This is a genomic window from Actinoallomurus sp. NPDC052308 (assembly GCF_040679195.1).
Classification (GTDB): Bacteria; Actinomycetota; Actinomycetes; order Streptosporangiales; family Streptosporangiaceae; genus Actinoallomurus; species Actinoallomurus liliacearum.
In genome coordinates this window covers 58,631-74,709 of the sequence record NZ_JBFAUM010000035.1, presented here as the reverse complement: position 1 = coordinate 74,709, position 16,079 = coordinate 58,631, and the positions used below count along the sequence as shown (strand labels likewise).

The 16,079-nt window shown below is 73.1% G+C and carries 16 protein-coding genes and 1 tRNA gene; 6 read left to right on the top strand and 11 right to left on the bottom strand.

The genetic code is table 11. The features are described from left to right. The coding region (locus tag AB0L00_RS41085; RefSeq protein WP_364443100.1) for a helix-turn-helix transcriptional regulator at nucleotides 1-305 on the bottom strand (305 nt) is incomplete at its 3' end. 88 nt (nucleotides 306-393) lie between these two features. Beyond that, a complete protein-coding gene (locus AB0L00_RS41080; RefSeq protein WP_345357493.1) occupies nucleotides 394-630 on the bottom strand; it encodes a DUF397 domain-containing protein in 237 nt (78 codons plus the stop codon). Nucleotides 631-838: 208 nt separating this feature from the next. On the opposite strand from AB0L00_RS41080, the gene AB0L00_RS41075 reads away from it, so the two are divergent. Further along, nucleotides 839-1,342 carry an ATP-binding protein gene (locus tag AB0L00_RS41075; RefSeq protein ID WP_364443099.1) on the top strand — a complete coding sequence of 168 codons (504 nt, stop codon included), beginning with the start codon at nucleotides 839-841 and terminating at the stop codon, nucleotides 1,340-1,342. 37 nt (nucleotides 1,343-1,379) lie between these two features. Here the strand turns inward: AB0L00_RS41075 and AB0L00_RS41070 are convergent, their stop codons facing one another. Then, nucleotides 1,380-2,552 (bottom strand): DUF2332 domain-containing protein, encoded by a 1,173-nt coding sequence (locus tag AB0L00_RS41070; protein ID WP_364443098.1) that lies wholly within the window; start codon nucleotides 2,550-2,552, stop codon nucleotides 1,380-1,382. A gap of 95 nt (nucleotides 2,553-2,647) precedes the next feature. Here AB0L00_RS41070 and AB0L00_RS41065 point away from each other — a divergent pair, with 95 nt between their 5' ends. Further along, on the top strand, nucleotides 2,648-5,896 hold the full coding sequence (locus AB0L00_RS41065) for a BTAD domain-containing putative transcriptional regulator (RefSeq protein WP_364443096.1): 3,249 nt from the start codon (nucleotides 2,648-2,650) through the stop codon (nucleotides 5,894-5,896). A 181-nt stretch (nucleotides 5,897-6,077) separates the two neighbouring features. Here AB0L00_RS41065 and AB0L00_RS41060 read toward each other — a convergent pair. The 3 genes from AB0L00_RS41060 to AB0L00_RS41050 form a co-directional block, all read right to left on the bottom strand. Continuing rightward, nucleotides 6,078-6,150: transfer RNA gene (locus AB0L00_RS41060), tRNA-Glu, on the bottom strand. Nucleotides 6,151-6,380: 230 nt separating this feature from the next. Then, entirely contained in the window at nucleotides 6,381-6,773 is a 393-nt protein-coding gene (locus AB0L00_RS41055) for a hypothetical protein (RefSeq protein WP_364443095.1), read from the bottom strand. Further along, nucleotides 6,761-8,743 carry a DUF4132 domain-containing protein gene (locus tag AB0L00_RS41050; RefSeq protein WP_364443094.1) on the bottom strand — a complete coding sequence of 661 codons (1,983 nt, stop codon included), beginning with the start codon at nucleotides 8,741-8,743 and terminating at the stop codon, nucleotides 6,761-6,763. Before AB0L00_RS41050 ends, AB0L00_RS41055 begins: the two co-directional genes overlap by 13 nt. 311 nt (nucleotides 8,744-9,054) lie before the next feature. Between AB0L00_RS41050 and AB0L00_RS41045 the strand changes: the two genes are divergently transcribed. Continuing rightward, nucleotides 9,055-9,519 carry a peptidoglycan-binding protein gene (locus tag AB0L00_RS41045; RefSeq protein ID WP_364443092.1) on the top strand — a complete coding sequence of 155 codons (465 nt, stop codon included), beginning with the start codon at nucleotides 9,055-9,057 and terminating at the stop codon, nucleotides 9,517-9,519. A gap of 115 nt (nucleotides 9,520-9,634) precedes the next feature. Here the strand turns inward: AB0L00_RS41045 and AB0L00_RS41040 are convergent, their stop codons facing one another. Then, nucleotides 9,635-10,234: a TetR/AcrR family transcriptional regulator gene (locus tag AB0L00_RS41040; protein ID WP_364443091.1), complete on the bottom strand. Its 600-nt coding sequence runs from the start codon at nucleotides 10,232-10,234 to the stop codon at nucleotides 9,635-9,637. 61 nt (nucleotides 10,235-10,295) lie between these two features. On the opposite strand from AB0L00_RS41040, the gene AB0L00_RS41035 reads away from it, so the two are divergent. Further along, on the top strand, nucleotides 10,296-11,126 hold the full coding sequence (locus AB0L00_RS41035) for a class I SAM-dependent methyltransferase (protein WP_364443090.1): 831 nt from the start codon (nucleotides 10,296-10,298) through the stop codon (nucleotides 11,124-11,126). A gap of 32 nt (nucleotides 11,127-11,158) precedes the next feature. Here AB0L00_RS41035 and AB0L00_RS41030 read toward each other — a convergent pair whose 3' ends face one another. From AB0L00_RS41030 to AB0L00_RS41020, 3 genes are all read right to left on the bottom strand, one after another. After that, a complete protein-coding gene (locus tag AB0L00_RS41030; RefSeq protein ID WP_364443089.1) occupies nucleotides 11,159-12,139 on the bottom strand; it encodes a 1-acyl-sn-glycerol-3-phosphate acyltransferase in 981 nt (326 codons plus the stop codon). A gap of 6 nt (nucleotides 12,140-12,145) precedes the next feature. Then, nucleotides 12,146-12,979 carry a patatin-like phospholipase family protein gene (locus AB0L00_RS41025; protein ID WP_364443087.1) on the bottom strand — a complete coding sequence of 278 codons (834 nt, stop codon included), beginning with the start codon at nucleotides 12,977-12,979 and terminating at the stop codon, nucleotides 12,146-12,148. A 181-nt stretch (nucleotides 12,980-13,160) separates the two neighbouring features. Then, entirely contained in the window at nucleotides 13,161-13,397 is a 237-nt protein-coding gene (locus AB0L00_RS41020) for a hypothetical protein (RefSeq protein ID WP_364443085.1), read from the bottom strand. Between the two features lie 186 nt (nucleotides 13,398-13,583). On the opposite strand from AB0L00_RS41020, the gene AB0L00_RS41015 reads away from it, so the two are divergent. Further along, a complete protein-coding gene (locus AB0L00_RS41015; RefSeq protein WP_364443084.1) occupies nucleotides 13,584-14,417 on the top strand; it encodes a Rieske (2Fe-2S) protein in 834 nt (277 codons plus the stop codon). 17 nt (nucleotides 14,418-14,434) lie between these two features. On the opposite strand, the gene AB0L00_RS41010 is transcribed toward AB0L00_RS41015, so the two are convergent. Beyond that, nucleotides 14,435-14,845: a VOC family protein gene (locus AB0L00_RS41010; protein ID WP_364443082.1), complete on the bottom strand. Its 411-nt coding sequence runs from the start codon at nucleotides 14,843-14,845 to the stop codon at nucleotides 14,435-14,437. Between the two features lie 203 nt (nucleotides 14,846-15,048). Here AB0L00_RS41010 and AB0L00_RS41005 point away from each other — a divergent pair, with 203 nt between their 5' ends. Then, nucleotides 15,049-16,041, top strand: coding sequence for an ABC transporter ATP-binding protein (locus AB0L00_RS41005; protein WP_364443081.1), 993 nt, complete (start codon nucleotides 15,049-15,051; stop codon nucleotides 16,039-16,041). Nucleotides 16,042-16,079 lie beyond the last annotated feature (38 nt).

Below are 16,079 nucleotides of genomic sequence, written 5' to 3'. Positions count from 1 at the left end.
GGCTCATTCGCCCGCTCCGCCAACGCCAACATCGCCGACCGCTCCTTGGAATCGGCGACCCCATACAAACTCAGCAGATCCGACACATCCCGCGAACGGAACCGAACCCGCCCCAACTCCATCCGGCTGATCTTCGAATGCGACGCCCGGATCGCCTCACCGGCCTCCTCACACGTGATCCCCCGCGCCTCACGCAACCGCCGCAACTGAGACCCCAGCACAATACGCAGCACCGTCGGCCCACCACGATGATGACCGAACATGCTGCTCACGGCCTTCTCGCCATCAGGCGCAGAACCGATCATGCGCTCCCCTCAGGACACCGGAATCCGCCCAGTGTCCCACCGGGGCCGCCGATTGCAAAGTGGTCAGTTCAACGGGACATGAGTTCCCTCAGAGGACCATGTGGTCGAACTCTCCGTCCTTGGCGCCCTTGATGAACGCGTCGATCTCGGCGCGGGTGTAGAGCAGCGCCGGTCCGTCCGGGAACCGGGAGTTCCGTACGGCGATGGCGCCGTCGGGCAGTTCCGCCAGCTCGACGCAGTTGCCGCTCGGGTTGCTGGCCCGGCTCTTCAGCCAGCTGACCTCCCGCAGCAGCGACGCCGACATTCCGTTGTAGGCCTGATACATCCTCGCCCCTCCTGGCCGCTGTCGAGAATGCCCGGTCGCACCTGATGGCGCCGGCCGGACGCCCGCTCCCCCACGCCCCTTGCACGCTCAGATGCACGTGCATCTGAGTGTGCAAGCGTGCTTGCATATGCACGACTTGAGGAGCAAGATAGCGGAAGCGGCGCACCGGGCGCCTCGCGACGAACACGACTTCCCCCAGGGTTCGCCAATGACCAAGTCTCCGCTACGCGAGACCACCGGTATCCCCCTCGCACACCGAGGGTGGGATGACTGGCTGACGCGTCTCGACAACGCTCCGCACCAGGTCCCCGACCGCCCCTGGGTGGCCGCCCGGAATCTGCCGGCGGAGGCCGAGTCGCCGAAGATCGCGCGGCACGTCACGAAGACGACGCTGACGGAGTGGAGTCTGGCCCGGTTCTACGACGACGCGTCCGTGGTCGTGTCCGAGCTCGTGACCAACGCGATCCGTCACGGCCTGCGCTGCGGAGTCGACGCCGAGGAGGCCCTCCGGCTCGTCCTCGTCCGGTACCGCTGCCACCTGGTGTGCATGGTCACCGACCCGGCGGACCGGGCCCCGAGCATGCGGGAGCCCGACTACGTCGCCGAGAGCGGGCGCGGCCTGCACATCATCGACGCCATCAGCAGGGCCTGGGGCTGGACTCCCCTGATGGGCGGCGGCAAGGCCGTCTGGGCCGCGTTCTCCATCGCCTGACACCCGTACTCATTCGGCCGCCTGGCGGCCGCATCGCTCAGTCGTCCTCCCTCGGGGGGCCGTCCTCCGGTCCGGCGATCCACTCGACGTGACCGTCGGCGAGCGCCAGCAGCCGTTCGGCCCCGTCCCCGTGCCGCAGGCGTACCGCGAAGCAGAGCGGATCGAACTCCCGCGCCCCCTCCAGCGACAGGTGGAACAGCCGGTGCGTCCGTCCCACGGCCGCGATCACCTCGTCGAACCGAGCACGCCGGTCCTCCGCGACATGCAGGCGCGTGGCGGCGTGGAACACGACCACCGGCGTACCCGCGGGCACGTCCGCGACGACCCGCGGCAGCACCTCCACGACATCGCCCGCGACCGTCCGCGGCGGATCGGCGGCGACCACGCGCAGGGCCGCGTCCTGAAGATCCGCCTGCGCGCGGTTCTCCGGCCAGATCAGGGCGCGCAGCCAGAGCCGCTCGTCCGGGTCGGTGACGTCGACGGGGTGCAGGTCGATGCCGACGCGGTCGGCGATGGCCGGTAGGGGGCCGAGGTCCGGCGCGGGCCCGGCTCCGCGCCACCGGGTCCGGATCTCGACCGGTGAGGCGGGGCTGCCCCACGTCCGGCCGCCGAGGTCATGGCGGTACTCGTCGAACCGCAGCAGCAGACCCGCGCTGCACCCGACCTCGATCAGCGTGACGGGCTCGTCGATCAGGGGCCCTTCGGAGGGGCGACTCGTAGGGGCTGCGCCTTCGACTCCCTCGCTCCGCTCGGTCATGGGCCCTTCGGAGGGGCGACTCGTAGGGGCTGCGCCTTCGACTCCCTCGCTCCGCTCGGTCAGGCGGGCGATGGCGGCGAGACCGAGCCGCAGGGCCGTCGCCCGTTTCACGACGTTCGTCTGGACGAGGCGGCCGCGCATGAGCGCGACGAGCTCCGCGCGCCGGCCGAGGCAGAAGTCGGTGAACGCCGGGCCCGGATCGCGCTCCGGCGCCCGCTCCGCACCGGTCGTGGGGTACCACGCGGCCAGTTCGTGCGAGGGGTCCCGCAGCAGCAGGTAGTGCACCGCCGCGAACAGCAGGTTCGTCGGAACCTGACCGGGGCGGGCCTCCGCCGCGATCGCCAGCAGCCGTTCGTCCGCCGCGACGACCGCGCCGAGGCGGCCGTAGAGCGGCGAGGTCGCGAACAGGCGCGGTGCGGCCGCGAAGAACCGGGCCAGATCTTCGTAGGGCATACCGGGATGCTGGCCGCGTTCGTCGATACCGGTCAACATTGATTATCGTCAACGCCACGGCGACGCCGATGTGATCATCCGCGACAATCAGGGGCATGCGATTCGGCATCCTGGGCCCGCTGCAGGTCCGTGCCTCCGACGGCGCCCCCATCTCGGTCGGAGGGCCGCGCGTACGCTCCCTGCTGGCCCTGCTCCTCCTCGACGCGGGCCGCGTGGTGACCGCCGAACGCCTGATCGACGGCCTGTACGGCGTGGAGCCGCCGGCCGGTACGTCGAACGCCCTGCAGTCCCAGGTGTCCCGGCTGCGGCGCGGTCTCGGCGCCGCCGACGGGCCCCGTGACCTGGTCGAGTTCCACCCCGCCGGATACCGTCTCGCGGTCGACCCCGACCAGGTGGACGCCCTCCGCTTCGAACGGCTGGCGCGGGACGGCCGGCGCGCCCTGGCGGACGGCGATCCGGGCCGCGCCGCCGCCCTGCTGCGCGCGGGCCTCGACCTGTGGCGCGGGCCGGCGCTGGCCGACGTGGCCGCCGCGCCGTTCGCCGGGGCACAGGTCGCCCGGCTCGAGGAAGTCCGGCTGGAGGCGTTCGAGGACCACGCCGAGGCGCGGCTGATGCTGGGCGACCACCGTGACCTGGTGATCGAGCTCCGGGAGCAGGTCGCCGCCCATCCCCTGCGGGAGCGCCTGCGCGGCCTGCTCATGCGCGCCCTGTACGGCGCCGGCCGGCAGGCCGAGGCCCTCGCGGTATTCGAGGACGCCCGGCACACGCTCGCCGACCAGCTCGGCGCCGACCCCTCGCCGGAACTCGTCCAGGTCCACCTCGCCGTCCTCCGGGCCGACCCGTCCCTGACGGCCGACCGGCCGCAGGAGCGTCCGTCGGCCCCGGCGACCCGCGGCACGCTGGCCGCCCAGCTCACCAGCTTCGTCGGGCGCCGGGAGGAGCTGGCCCGCGTCGGCGGCCTGCTCGCCGCCGAGCGCCTCGTCACGCTGGTCGGTCCGGGCGGGACCGGCAAGACCCGCCTGGCGGTCGAGGCGGGCGGCCGGGCACCGGGCGAGGTCCGGTTCGTGGACCTCGCGGCGGTCAAGCGCCGCCCTGAGGACGGCGCGGGCCCGGATGACACGGTGGCGCAGACGGTCATCGACGCGCTGGGCGTACGGGAGGCGGGCCTGATGGCCACCCCCCTCGGCTCGCGTCCCGACCCGGCGGGACGACTCGTCGAGGCCCTCACCGACCGTGACCTCCTGCTCATCCTGGACAACTGCGAGCACGTGATCGACGAGGCGGCCGGGCTCGTGCACCAGCTGCTCGGCGCCTGCCCCGGCCTGCGGGTGCTGGCGACCAGCCGGGAGGCCCTCGGCATCACCGGCGAGGCGCTGTGCCCGCTGACGCCGCTCGCCGCGCCCCCGCTCGGCGCGGATCCAGCCGACGCGCTCGCCTATCCCGCCGTACGACTGTTCGCCGATCGGGCGGCCGCCGTACGGCCCGGTCTGGAGCTGGACGCCGCCACCGTCGCCGTCATGGCGCGCGTCTGCGACGCGCTCGACGGGCTGCCGCTCGCCATCGAGCTGGCCGCCGCCCGGCTGCGTACGCTCACCGTCGAGGAGGTCGCCGCCCGCCTCGGAGCGGCCGAGGGCGCCGAGGATTCCGGGGCGGCCCCGTACGACCGGTTCCGGCTGCTGTCGCGGGGCGACCGGACCAAGGCGCCCCGCCACCGCACCCTGCGCGCCGTGGTGCAGTGGAGCTGGGACCTGCTCGACGCGGACGAACGCCTGGTCGCCCGGCGGCTGACCGTGTTCGCGGGCGGCGCCACGCCGGAGGCGGCGGCGCGGATCTGCGGGCTCGCCCAGGACGAGGTCGACGACCTGCTCACCGACCTCGCCGACAAGTCCCTCGTCGAGGGCGACGGCGGGCGGTGCCGCATGCTCGACACCATCCGTGAGTTCTGCGCCGAGCGGCTGGCCGAGGCCGGCGAGGCCGAGCGCGTCCGCGCGGCGCACGCCGCGTACTTCCTGGAGCTGGCGGAGACGGCCGAACCCCACCTGCGCCGGACCGAGCAGCTCGAGTGGCTGGCCCGGCTGAACGCCGAGCGCGGCAACCTGCTGACCGCACTCCGCCTGCTGGTGCGCACCGATCACGCCAGGGCCCTGCGGATGCTGGCGGCGATGGCGGCCTACTGGTGGCTGCGCGGGCTGCGCAGCGAGGGCGGGTCGACGGCCACCGAGCTGCTCGCCCTGATCGGCGACGAGCCGCCGGCCGGGGCGGGCGAGGAGTACGCGCTGTGCGTCATGCTCGCCCTGCACGGCGGCGGCGACGATCCGGCCCTGGACGGCTACCGGCGGCGGATCGACTCGATCATGGCGGGCCTCGGCTCGGACCGGCCGACGCTGCGGCCGATGTCCACCCTCCTGTGGGCGATCAACGGCGGGCCCACCGCGGCCAACATCGAGTTGCAGGAGGCGCGGATGGGCCGGGATCCGTGGTCCCGCGCCCTTCGCCACTTCGGTTACGCGTACCGCCAGATCCTCGTCGGCGACCTCGCCGAGGCCGAGCGCGAGTTCGCGCGGGGCGAGGTGGGATTCCGCGCGTTCGGTGATCGCTGGGGACTGTCGGCGATGCTGGGGGAACGCGCGCGTCTCGCCGTGTGGCGCGGTGACTGGGAGGCGGCGCAGACCCTGCTCGACGAGGCGTACGAGCACATCCGGCGGCTCGACTCGGCCGAGGACATGGCGGGCTGCCTGCAGTTGCGCGCCGAGATGCTGGTCCGCCGCGGTGACCTCGACGCCGCCCGGGAGAACTACGAGCGCGCCCACGCCCTCTCCCGCCGGTCGGGTGGGGCCGAGACGATCGCGGACACCCTGATCGGCCTGGGGGAGGTCGCCCGGCTCCGCGGCGATCCGGCGGAGGCACGTCGTCACTTCGAGGCCGCGCTGGACAGGTGCATGGCGGAGGGGTTCATCGTCCGCTACAGCCGGGCGATGGCGCTGATCGGGCTCGGCCGGATCGCCGAGGCCGCGGGCGATGCCGTCGAGGCCGAGGCCCGGTTCCGTCAGGCGCTCGCCGCCGGCCTCCCGCAGAGCGACTTCCGGATCCTGTCCCACGGCGCCGAGGCCCTGGCCGGGTCGGCGGTGCTCCGGGGCGAGGGCGAGCGGGCCGCTCTCCTCCTCGGCGTCGGAAGCGCGCTGCGCGGCCTCTCCCTGGCGGGAGATCCGGACGTCGCCCCTGTCACCGCCCGGGCGCGCGAGCTCATCGGCGCGGAGGCGTTCGACACCGCTCTTGCACGCGGCGCCGCCATGTCGCGGGAGGAGGCCGTCGCGCTGCTCACCGCCGCGGCCGGCGACGCGTAGCCCGTTCGAGCGGGGAGCGCAGGAAACGTCGAAGCCCGCGCCCGAACAGAGAGTCGCGGAGAAGCGAAGCCCGCGCCCGAGCGGGACCGCCGGGAAACGATCGAACCCGCGCCTGAGCCGGCGGCCTCCGGAAAACGTCGAAGGCCTGACCACCCGAGGGTGGTCAGGCCTTCGACCTGTGTAGTCCCGACCGGATTTGAACCGGCGTTACCGCCTTGAGAGGGCGGCGTCCTAGGCCACTAGACGACGGGACCTCGTGTTTGCCTGCTCGGTCTCCCGTGCGGGCGACGCCCAGCTTAGCGGACGTTCTCCCCTTGTACGAACCGGGTTTTGGCGAACCCGGACCCCACATGAGAAGCGGGTCGCTTCCGGTGCCACCCGGAGGGACCCTGTCGGCCTGCCAGGTCCGGACCGGTCCGTCCCGCCTGCCGACATCCGTAACTCTACCGGGGGATCACTTCGACGCCAAACCAGACGGACGGGCTCAGCCTCCGACCAGTTGGACGAGCCTGATGAAGACGACCTCCGTGTCCGCCGAGAGCTCGACGACCTGGTCCAGATCGTCGGCCTGGCGGTCGCCGACCAGCAGGAAGAAGCCGTTGCGCCGGAAGGCCCGCTCGGCCAGGTCGGCCTGCCGCTCCCAGTCGATCGGCCGCCGCTCGCGCAGCCGGTAGCCGTTCAGCTCCACCTCCGCGTCCTCCGGCCGTACGAGACCGCGGAAGTGGCGGGACGGCCGCGCGTTGTGCCGCGCGACCTCCTCGCGCACCCGGAGCCGGATCAGGTCGCGGACCGTGACCCGGTCCGGCAGGCCGGGCAGGGACATCTCGTCGAGCCGCCGGCCGGTCGCCGTCTCGTCCCGGAAGGTCACGCCTGCCATGGGGCGCTCCGCTCGATCTGCCGCAGGATGTCCGGGTCGGTGATGTTCTCGTCGTCGGCCAGCAGGAACGCCTTGCTGAGGATCAGCGACAGCCGCTCGTCCTCGAAGGGGAGGAACAGGTCCCCGGCGGCGTCGCCGGGCGAGCGGACGATGCAGAGGTAGGCGTCGTCCGGCTCCATGAGGATGTTGGCCGAGCCGAGATGGATCTTGTACGTGCGCCGCGTCCCGTGGACCCGCAGGAACCGGCCGGTCAGCTCCGCGCGCTCGGCGATCCGGGTGCGGGGCAGCAGCCGGGCCAGCGCGTCCCGGCGGACCTCGGCGGCGGCGCCGAGGTCGCCGAAGCCGGTGTCGTGCCAGTAGGCCCGGAGCCGGTCCGCTCCCCGGTCGGTCCACGTGGGGTCGGCGGCGATCGAGGTGACGCCGATGAACAGGTCCACGTTGCGCATCAGCTCGCTGAAGACCACGGGCGGCACCTCGTCCGGCGCCGCCTCGCGCCACTCGCCGTCCGTGCGGCGCTCGAACCGGACCTGGTCGGTGGCGGCCAGGTCCTCATACTGCGCGGGGTCGGCGTACTCCAGGAACAGGCGCCCCCGCCAGCCTCGACCGGAGAGCACGCGCGTCGCCTCCCCTTCGTACCCGCCGTCCCAGGGGCCGAGCATGGCCGGCTCCCAGCCGCGGCCCTTCATCAGCGCGTACAGCTGACGGAAGCGCAGGATGTGCGCGGCGAACCGGTTGGAATAGCCCCTGGTCTCGCGCTCCGCCGGAGTGAGCAGGTAGATCTCCCGGAAGGCCTGCTTGAACGGCTGCCGGATCCGCCGCTCGGTCAGGTGGTCGCGCCAGGCGCGGATCTCCTCGGGAGTGGCGCGGACCGGATGCCACAGCCGGATGACGGCATCCTCGTCCACCACGGCCCAGGGCTCCCCGGCGGCGTCGAGGAAGCGCCGGCCGCCCTCGACCGGCAGGCCGGCGCGCCACTGCCCGGGGCCGACCTCGACCTCCCAGAGCAGGCGTTCGATGAGGGGGCGGCCGATCGGGTGCCCGGCCTGCTCCGTCCGCCACCGGCCGTACGCCTGCCCGGCCTCGGCGAGCAGCGCGGCCTCCAGGGCACGGGTGAGCGTCGTGAGGTGGGCGCGGGTCCGTTTGACGAGCTCCCGCAGCTCCTTGAGCCGCTCGGGGTGGTCACGCCGGACCGCGGCGGGCACCCCGCGCAGCTCCCGCCCGTCGCTGTGGTGCCAGGTCAGCGCGACGTCCTCGCCGACCGTGATCCGCGCCTCGTAGTCGCCGACCGCACCGCGGTGCACGCCGTCGGGGCCGAACCCCAGGTCGGGCAGCCGGAAGGCGACCTCGGCGCGCTCGCTCAGCGCGGCGTCGACGCGTTTCAGGTTGCGGTCGAGCTGCTTGGGCACCCCGGCGTGGCGGACGACGCCGCGGACGGCGCGCAGCGCGGCCGCGGCCTCGGGCGTCGGGAACTCCTGCGCCGACCGGGCCAGCTCGAACAGCAGCGCCTGCGACGGGAGGGTGCGGGCCGGCGTGGGCGCCACCGCGATCGCCGGCAGGAGCCGGTCGAACAGCTCCGGCAGCCAGGGCTCGTCGCGCAGGAGGGCGACCCGGCACGCCCGGCCGAGCACCGCGACCTCCTCGGTGGTGAACGCCTTGTCGGCGACGTAGGGAAGCTCCCCCGCCTGGATCGCGGCGGCCCGGGCGGCGGCGGCCTCCAGCGCGGTCCGCGCGAACCCGACGTACGGCGAGTCCGCCAGCCGTTCCCAGTGCTCCGGGGTCGGGCGGGAGTCGTAGCTCTGGTCCCGGATCCGGGCCAGCGCCTGATCCGTCCCGCCGTCGAGCCGCCCGGCCAGCGCCTGCTCCGCCGCGACGATCCGCGGGGTCTCGGCCGGTCGCTCACCGCCGGCCGGTTCGGCTGCGGGATCTTCCAGGGGGGCGGGGAGGACGGACCTGAGCGTTTCCGGCGACATGGGCTGATCCTGGCACTCGGCAACGACAGAATCGCGCCCGCGCGGCCGGGCCGGAATCTGCCCGGCCCGTACGCCGCCACGGGAGGCCGTTCACGAGGCCGGGCAGCCGGAAAAGTCGCGAATAACCGTCCTGACCGAAATGGCGACAGCTCGACGGCCGGTCCTCCCGAAGTCCGGCCTTCCGGAAGGGTCAGGAACGACTGACCGAACGGCGATTCGTCATTGACCACCGGAAACTTCGCTGGTCAGGCGAGCGTCTCCCCTATGTCCCCGCGAAACGGCGGGGGAACCACCATGGGGAGGTGGATCGCATGACCGAACAGGCATCGGTGTCATGGCCGGTCCTACGACAGGGCAGCACGGGTCCGGACGTGACGGCGCTGCAGTTCCTGCTGCGCGGCGCCCGTGACCAGTGGCGCACGCTCGCGGCCGACGGGGTGTTCGGACCGGCCACGGACAGCGTCGTACGGGGCTTCCAGAGCATCGCTGGACTGACCGTCGACGGCGTCGTCGGCCCGACGACCTGGCAGCGGCTGACCGACGGCACGACGATCGGCTCGACCGTCCGCGCGGGCGACCGGGGCGAGTACGTCAAGGCGGCCCAGACGGAGCTGCTCAAGCACGGCGACCTGAAGTCCACCGCCCAGGTCGACGGGGTCTTCGGGCCCGACACCGACACCGCCACCCGGCGCTTCCAGGAGCGGGTGGCGCTGGCGGTCGACGGGGTCGTGGGCCCGGCCACCTGGAGACAGCTCATCTCCCGCGCCGGAAGGTGAGCCCGCGCCGCCCGGCGGGCGGCTGACCGGCCACGGAACGGTCGCATGGCCATGAGTCATGCGGCCGTTCGCGTCAACGGTGCTCGATCGCCGCCGGCGGCCCGGTCCGCGACGGTCACGCCGAGGGTTCGCGCAGGACGCCGCCGATGACCGTGGTGACGACCTTCTCGACGGCCTCGGGCTCCGGCGGGACGCCCTTCCGGTCGGCGAACAGCAGGTGGCCGGCCCCGATCAGGGTCGGCGCGAGCGCGTCCACCTCGGCGTCGGCCGCGATGCGGCCCAGCTCCCGCTCGGCGACGAGATACGAGGCGGTCATGGTGGCGGCGTCCGTCAGGATGGGCACGCCGACCGGCCAGGTCTCGCGCAGCCGGGCGCGCAGCTCGTCGCGGAAGGTGATGAGGGCGACGATGGCCACGGCGACCGACTCGAACAGCCCCGTCAGCGCGCCGGTGAGGTTGCCGACGACGGTGCCGGTCCCGGCCGAGTCGCGCAGGGCGGCCGCCTGACCGGCCATCCGGTCGGCACGGTCCAGCACGAGTTCGGCGAGGAACGCGTCGAAGTCGGCGAAGTGGCGGTGCAGGACCCCCTTGGCGCAGCCCGCCTCGATGGTGACGGCCCGGCTGGTCAGCGCGCTCGGCCCGGCCCGCAACAGGATTCGCTCGGCGGCGTCGAACAGCTGCTCACGAACATCACGGAGGGCCACTCCTGTCGGCACCGCTATCCCGCCTTTCCCGGACGACTTGACGAGTGGGCATGCGCCCACTCATAGTGGGCGCATGCCCACTCTACCTTCCGAACACGCGCCTGGCCCCTCGCGGCAGCCCCATCAGGCCCGAGAGATCGCGGAGTCCTTCGGCGTGGACGCCGAACGTTACGACCGGACCCGGCCCCGCTATCCCGACGCCCTGGTGGAGCGGATCGTGGCCGCCGCTCCCGGGCGCGACGTCCTCGACGTCGGCTGCGGCACCGGCACGGCGGCCCGGCAGTTCCAGGCGGCCGGCTGCGCCGTCCTGGGCGTCGAGCCCGACGCGCGGATGGCCGAGTTCGCGCGGCGCAGCGGGGTCGAGACCGAGGTGGCGACGGTCGAGGCCTGGGACCCCGCCGGGCGGCGCTTCGACGCGATCGTCGCCGCGACGGCCTGGCACTGGGTCGACCCGGTCGCGGGGGCGGCCAAGGCGGCGCAGGCGCTGCGTCCCGGTGGAGTGCTGGCGGCGTTCTGGCACGCGTTCCAGCCCCCGGCCGAGGTGCTGGAGGCCTTCGCCACGGTCTACCGGCGGGTGGCGCCCGACTCCCCCTTCAGGATGCCGACGACCGGATCGGCCCTGGACGCCTACCAGATGATGATCGACAAGGCCGCCGGCGGGATCCGCGAGGTCGGCGGGTTCGGCGACCCGGAGCAGTGGCGTTTCGACTGGGAACACCACTACACGCGGGACGAGTGGCTGGACCAGATCCCCACCCAGGGGCACATGACCCGGCTTCCGTCGGAGAAGGTGGCGGAGGTGCTGGAGAGCGTCGGAGCCGCCATCGACGCGCTCGGCGGCGGCTTCACGATGCCGTACTCCACGGTGGCGGTCGTCGCGGCGCGACCCGACGACGCCGCCTGACCCGGCCGCGGTTCCGGCACCGCGCCGTCCGCCTAAGCGGCGGGGTGCGGGCGGTTGTCCGTGATCCAGGCGTCGATCTTCTCCCACCAGTCGAACAGCCACTGCTCCCTGCCTTCTTCGGGGATCTCCTCGCGCGGAACCCGCCACCACCGCGCGCGCAGCGGCCGGTCCAACGGGATCCGCCCCCAGATGTCCCCGGCGGTCAGGAGGTCGTCGGCACCCGTATGCGCGACGAAGACGACGTCGGCGTCCGGCGCGGCGTCGATCGCCGCGAGCGAGCCGGCCGGGCGGGGCGGCAGGACGTTGGCCATGTTCCGGGCGCGTTCGGCCGCGTCCGGACGGCCCTGCCGCCGCAGCCGGCGGATCGCGCGCACCCGGCGGCGCGGCGTGAAGTTCCCGCCCTCGGGGAAGATGAGCAGCGCGTCGGCGGGGCCGATCCCGGCCGCCAGGCGGCCGACCTCGTCGACCACCCGCTCGCGCGGCGCGGAGCCGTCCGGCACGAACACGTTCGGCAGCCGGTTGAGCAGCACGTCGACCGAGGGATCGAACTGCAGGGCGGCCTTCATGACGATCCGCGGCCGCCGCCCGTACACGTTGAGCAGGTAGTGCACGATGAGGAAGGAGTCCCCCGGCCCGCCGTGCCGGCTGAGCACGATCACGGGCCGCCCGGAGACCGCGTCGAGCGGTTCCTGGACCTCGACCACGAGCCCGAGCATCCGGGCCGCGACGTCGTACATGTGGGTGAGGAACCATCCGCACAGCGCGTAGTGCCGCGCGCGTACCGCCTCGGGAGACCCGCCGGCCACCCACAGGCCCAGGCACGCCGTGAGCACGACGCACTCGAGGACGAGCCAGCAGACCGCGATGACCGTGATCCGCAGGAACCGGTGGCGGCGGCGCGCGGCCACCGCCCCGACGAGCAGCAGCACCGGAACCGCCGCCACCGCCACCGCCGCCACCGCGAACAGCAGCGGGATGAAGAGCAGACGCCGGACGAACCGCGGGGGCAGCACGGGAGGTCAGCTATCCGACAGATCCGACAGGTACTCGCGGCTCGCCACGTACGCCCGCTCGATGTGCGCCTCGACCCGCGAGGAGTCGCGGTAGCGCAACTGGGACAGGCCCGCGGCCTGGCCGGTCGACCCGGTGGGCAGAACGTGAACGGTGACGTCATCGGGCAGTTCGGCCATCTCCTCGGCGAACCGGTGCCGCCGGGCGATCTCGAAGGCGACCAGCCCGACCTGCCAGGGTTTGGTCGGCGCGGTGAGAGGGGTCTCGATCCGGCCGACCTGCAGGACGTACACCGTCCGGGCCCCCTCCCGCAGGGCACGGCCGATGGGGATGCTGTGCACCAGGCCGCCGTCGTAGTAGTGCTCGTCGCCGATGCGGACCGGCGGCAGGACGCCGGGGACCGCGCACGAGGCCAGCACGGCCGGGACGAGCGGACCGCTGGTGAACCACCGCGCCTCGGCGCGTTCGATGTTGGCCGCCACGCAGTGGAACGGCACGGCCAGGTCCTCGATCCGGTCGGCGGGGATCAGCGCGTCCAGCGCGGTCGCCAGCAGATCCGTCGAGTGCAGATGCGTGCCGGAACGGATCAGGGTCGAGACGCGGCTGAGGAACGACCCGGCGAACACCGAGCCCGCCCCCTCGCCCTGCCAGGCCTTGGTCAGCAGGTCGGCGGCGTCCGCCGGGTCGGAAGCCACGAACGCCCCGTTGAAGGCGCCGACCGAGGTCCCCACGATCAGGTCCGGCCGGATCCCCGCCTCGGCGAGCGCCCGCAGCATGCCGACCTCGTGGGCGCCCAGTAGCCCACCACCACCCAATACGAACGCGGTCTTGGCATCATTCACGGCGTCTCCTGTCGAAAGGCCTCAGCGAGCCCCTCTTACCCCCGGATCACGGCCATCAACGACATAAAGCGTGTCCGGCCGATCGGCCTCCGACCGAGCAAAGCCCCGGACAGCGCCGTGGCCCGCCCGTCGTGGGACGGGCGGGCCACGGCGACCTTCGCGGCAGGAGCCGGGCTCCGGCCTAGTGCTGGACGTGGAAGCGGTGCCCGCGGTGGTTCCGGTGGCGCCACCAGCCCCAACCGTGCCAGTGATGCCGGTGGCGCCTCGGCGTCCAGCCGGAGTGGTGCGCCGAGTACGCGGTCGGCCGGTGGTTCGTCTGGCCGGCGGAGTGCTGCTCGGCTTGAGCGGCGCCGCCGAGCAGCATGAATCCCGCGGCCGCCGCCGCGACCACTCCGGTCGCGGTGAGCTTTCTGATCACTGATCCCCCCTGAGTCGCGATCCTCGATGGTCCGATCACCGGGACCATCGAGGCCATCGGTACCGCGATACTCCCGAGCGACAACGGAAACGCGCCGACGCGTGACCGAATCACGACTCCAGGTGTCCGATGCGCGCGGCTTCGGCGGACGGTTCGATCGCGATATCCGGGGAAGCCTGCCCGCTCATGGGCATACTCAGCAGGCTGGAGAACGCCGAGGTCCTCGATCGCGCCGTGGCGCCGGGTCAGAAGGCCGCACGACGGCTGCGGCCGAGAGCGTTCCGCGACATCCTGCACGGCACGTGGTGGGGCCACCCCGTGCACCCGATGCTCGTCCAGGCGTCCGTCGGCGCCTGGCTGTCCGCCGGTGTGCTCGACCTGCGGCCGGGGAACGACCGCGCCGCCCGCCGGCTCGCGGGGTTCGGGCTGCTGGCCTCGGCGCCCGCCGTGCTCGCCGGCCTCACCGACTGGGCCGAGCAGCACGAGCAGCAGATGCGGGTCGGAGTCGTCCACGCGGCGACCAACACCGCGGCCATCGGCCTGTACGGCGCGTCCCTGGCGACGCGCGCCGCCGGCAGGAGCAGGGCCCTGCGCTACGCCGGCCTGACCGCCGCCGGCCTCGGTGCGCTGCTCGGCGGGCACATCTCCTTCCGCCAGGCCGGCGGCGTGAACCACGCCGAGGAGGTGCCGCACCTGGTCGAGCCCGGCTGGCACGCCCTCGGCCCGATCGCCGACCTCCCCGACGGGCGGCCCGCCCGCAGGATGCTCGGCGAGGTGCCGCTCCTGATCGTCCGGCGCGGCGACGACGCCGACGTCCTCGCCGACCGGTGCAGCCACCTGTCGGGGCCGCTCTCGGACGGCGAGGTCGACGACGGGTGCGTCACCTGCCCCTGGCACGGCAGCGTCTTCCGGCTGTCGGACGGCGCCGTCGCGCACGGACCCGCCACCGCGCCGCAGCCGACGTTCGATACCGACGTACGCGAGGGCGTGCTGCGGGTCCGCCTGGCGAACGCCGGCTGAGGCGGTACGCGGCCGGGTCAGCCCAGCTCGTTGATGCGGATCATGTTGCCCGCGGGATCGCGGAAGGCGCAGTCGCGAAGCCCCCACGGCTGCTCGGTCGGCTCCTGGACGACCTCGGCGCCGCCGGCCTGCAGCCGCTTGAAGGTGCCGTCGAGGTCGGCGGTGGCCAGGACGATGCGCCCGTAGGTGCCCTTGGCCATCATCTCGGTGATGGTGCGGCGCTCGTCCTCCGTGATGCCGGGCTCGGCGGCCGGCGGGTGCAGGACGATGGACGTCGCGGGCTGGCCGGCGGGGCCGACCGTGATCCAGCGCATCTTGCCGTTTCCGACGTCATTGCGGACCTCGAAGCCGAGGGTGTCGCGGTAGAAGCCCAGGGAGGCCTCGGGGTCGTCGTGCGGGAGGAAGGTCCAGAGAATGGTGATGTCCATGCCCATGACGCTAGGCGTAGCGCACTGACCAGCGCTTCTTGATTCCTGATCGGTTGGTCGCCTGCCATCGCGCGCCATATTCGACGTGTTGATCCATACAACCGGGGGATCGCCAGGTTAAGGCGTATCACCTGATTTGGTGTCGTTTGCCCAAAGTTCGACTGTATGCCGCCCCAAGTCAAACCTTGATCTCTAGCTTCCTCTTGCCGAAGATCAAGCGGGAGGCGACCGCCATGGAGATTAACCCGGCAGTCCGGGGTAGCGGGATCAAGAAGACCTTCGGTGATGTGGTCGCACTCGACGGTGTCGACCTGAACGTGGCGAGCGGGCAGGTTCACGGCCTGGTCGGCCCGAACGGCGCGGGCAAGACGACGCTCCTGGGACTGCTGCTGGGCCTGGCGGTCCCGGACAGCGGTCGCCTCGAGATCCTCGGCACGCCGGTCGGCCGGACGCTCGCCGTCCCCGACGGCGTCGCGGGCTTCGTGGACGGGCCCGGGCTCTACCCGTCGCTCACCGCACGGCAGAACCTCTCCGCCCTGGCCGCACTACGCGGGTACGACGCCGGTCGCACCGGCGGCGTCGACGCGGCACTGGAGCAGGTCGGACTCACCGACGTCGCCGACGACCGGATCCGGGGATTCTCGCTCGGCATGCGCCAGCGGCTCGGCCTGGCCGCCGCGCTGCTCACCAGACCGCGGCTGCTCGTGCTCGATGAGCCGGCCAACGGCCTGGACCCCGCCGGCAAGCACCACGTGCACCGCGTCATCACCGGGCTCGCCGCGGACGGGACCGCCGTGGTCCTCTCCAGCCACCGAATGGACGACCTCACCGTGCTGTGCTCCGAGGTCACCGTCCTCGCCACCGGGCGGGTCGTCTTCTCCGGGCCGGTGACCAAGCTCGCCGCCGAGAGCGGCGAACTCGACTACCGGCTGGTCACCTCCGACGCGGCGGCCGCCCACCGGGTGGCGCTGGAGACGCCGGGGCTCGGCGTACCGCCCGGCCGCGGCGGCGTCCAGCAGCCGGACGCCGACGTACTGGTGGTCCGCGGGCCGGTGCCGGCCATCGAGGAACTGGTGGTGCGGCTCGTACGGGCCGACGTGGCGGTACGAGAGCTGGCACCCGTGGTGTCGCCGCTCGAGGCCGCGTTCCTGGCCCTCACCGGGGCCGAGCAGACCGACGAGGGAGAGGGCCCGTGACCGAGCGAAGCGAGGGAACCGGCAGGCACAGCACCCTG